1 protein-coding gene is annotated in these 2,952 nt (G+C 37.0%); it reads right to left on the bottom strand.

The window, feature by feature from the left end; translation table 11 throughout:
• Positions 1–109 precede the first annotated feature (109 nt).
• Positions 110–2,902 (bottom strand): excinuclease ABC subunit UvrA, encoded by a 2,793-nt coding sequence (uvrA, locus tag Q0A18_RS15420; protein ID WP_292011053.1) that lies wholly within the window; start codon positions 2,900–2,902, stop codon positions 110–112.
• Positions 2,903–2,952 lie beyond the last annotated feature (50 nt).

Below are 2,952 nucleotides of genomic sequence, written 5' to 3' on the forward strand. Positions count from 1 at the left end.
GGATAAGACTGTTCGCAGGAGTTTTCAGTTTTTTGTTTATAATTAATGTTTTTATCCTTAAAATCCATGTATAAAAGAAATAGAGAGTATTTCTACTCTCTGCTTTATTTTACTCTTCCAGCTTTTCTTTAATATATTTAGCTGTATGGGATTTTTTATTTTTTACAAGATCTTCAGGAGTTCCTGTAAAAACAACTTCTCCACCGTGTTTTCCTGCTTCGGGACCAATATCGATGATATAGTCTGCAGATTTAATAATGTCCGGTTGATGTTCAATAACAATAACTGAATGTCCGAGATCAATGAGTGCCTGCAGAGACTTTAGCAATTTTTGAATATCGTGGAAGTGTAATCCTGTTGATGGCTCATCGAAGATGAAAAGAGTTTTATCAGTCGTTACCCCTTTTACTAAAAATGACGCCAGCTTTACACGTTGAGCTTCACCACCGGAAAGCGTAGAGGAACTTTGTCCCAGCTGTAGATATCCCAAACCTACTTCCTGTAATGGTCTCAGTTTGGTGACGATTTTTTCCTCCTTATTTTCAGTGAAGAATTCTAAAGCTTCATCTACGGTCATATGTAAAATATCAGAGATGTTTTTCTCGTCAAATTTCACTTCTAAAATTTCATGCTTAAAACGTGTTCCTTTACATACTTCACATTCCAGTTCGATATCTGCCATAAACTGCATAGACACATTGATCACTCCTTCGCCTTTACATTCATCACATCTTCCACCGTCGACATTGAAAGAGAAATGTTTGGGTTTATATCCCATCATTTTAGCAACTTTCTGTTTGGCAAATAAGTCTCTGATATCGTCATAAGCCTTTAAATAGGTTACGGGATTAGAACGGGAAGATTTTCCGATAGGATTCTGATCAATAAGCTCAATATTTTTAACCAGCTTTTTAGGAAACTCTACAGAATCATAATCTCCTTTTTTTCCACCCATTCCCAATTGAATCTGAATATCGTTGGTGAGCACTTCTTTCATCAAGGTCGATTTTCCGCTTCCTGATACCCCTGAGATCACCACTAAACTTTCCAGAGGAACATCTACATCAATATTTTTGAGATTATTCTGTCTTGCTCCTTTTATACGAATCCATTCTTTGGGTTTTCTGCGTTTTTCAGGAACTTCAATTTTTAATCTCCCGGTCAGATATTGGGAGGTCAAAGTATCAGCATCCTTCAAATGTTTATAATCTCCTGCGAAAACCAATTCTCCACCCAGATAACCTGCTTCCGGACCGATATCAATAATATAATCCGCGGCTTTCATAACATCTTCATCATGCTCTACGACAATAACCGTATTTCCAAGATCCCGAAGATTTTTCAATACCCCAATTAGATTTTCAGTATCTCTGGAATGAAGACCAATAGAGGGCTCATCCAAAATATAAATGGATCCTACCAGAGAACTTCCTAAGCTTGTTGCCAGATTAATTCTTTGGCTTTCACCACCTGACAGCGTATTGGATGTTCTGTTTAATGTTAAATATCCTAATCCTACTTTTAATAAAAATTCAAGACGGGTAGTGATTTCATAAAGAAGTCTTTTGGCTACATCCTGATCGTACTGAGATAATTTTAATCCTTTTACTAAAGGGAAAAGTTCATCTAGCGGAAGTTCAATAAGAGATTGTATATTATGTCCGTCAATCTTCACCCAGCTGGTTTCTTCTCTTAGACGAAGACCTTCACAGGTTGGGCAAAGTGTTTTCCCTCTGTATCGAGAAAGCATTACACGATATTGTATTTTATACAGGTTTTCTTCAAGCATTTTGAAGAAATTGTTGATGGATGGAAAACTGCTTTTTCCATCCCCTTTCCAAAGATAAGCCCGCTGTTCTTTGGTTAATTGATGATAAGGTTTATGAATAGGAAAATCTCCGGCCTTTTTAATAAAGGATTTTTTCCATTCGCTCATGGTTTCTCCTCTCCATGAAGCCACAGCATCCTCATAAACAGATAATGTTTTATTCGGAACCACCAGATCTTCATCTATTCCGATCACTTTACCGTAACCTTCACAAGTGGGACAGGCTCCATAAGGGTTATTAAAACTGAAAAAATGAACATTGGGTTCAAGAAATTCAATTCCGTCCAGTTCAAATTTGTTGGAAAATTCACGAACTTTACCGGTTTCTATATTTTTGAGTGAACAATATCCTCTTCCTTCGTAAAATGCCATCTGTATGGAATCTGCTAGTCTTTGAAGGAAGTTTTCATCCTCTTCATAAGAAAAACGGTCAATAACAAGATTGATGATCATTCCCTTTTCAGGAGTGAACCCAAAGCTTTCCAGATCTTCGATTCCCGCTACATTTCCATTGATTTCAAGGCGGGTAAATCCTGCTAACTTCAAAATATTTAATGTTTCGGTAAAGTGGGCAAGATCATATTCCAAAGGAGCTGTTAAAAGGAAAGAAGTCTCTTTTTTAGATTCTTTAATGAAGTCTATTACATCCGATACGGAATCTTTTTTTACCTCTTCACCGGAAACCGGAGAATAGGTTCTTCCGATTCTGGCAAATAAAAGCTTCAAATAATCGTAAATTTCTGTAGAGGTCCCTACAGTAGACCGGGGATTGGAAGAGATCACTTTCTGCTGAATAGCAATAGAAGGAGCTAACCCTTTAATATCATCCACTTTCGGTTTTTCCAGTTTCCCTAAAAACTGCCGGGCATAAGAGCTTAAACTCTCCACATACCGTCGCTGCCCCTCAGCATAAATCGTATCAAAAGCCAGAGAAGATTTTCCGCTTCCGGAAACTCCCGTAATCACGATAAGTTTATTCTTAGGGATTAATACATCGATGTGTTTCAGGTTGTTAAGATGTGCATTCTTTACAAAAACCTGTTTCTTTATATCTATATCTGTAGTCAAAGCCATAGTAAAATTAAGACTAACAAAATTACGAATTTATATGGAGTTTTGAACAC

Origin of the sequence: Chryseobacterium sp., from assembly GCF_022712095.1 — a bacterium.
In the GTDB taxonomy this organism is placed as follows: domain Bacteria; phylum Bacteroidota; class Bacteroidia; order Flavobacteriales; family Weeksellaceae; genus Chryseobacterium.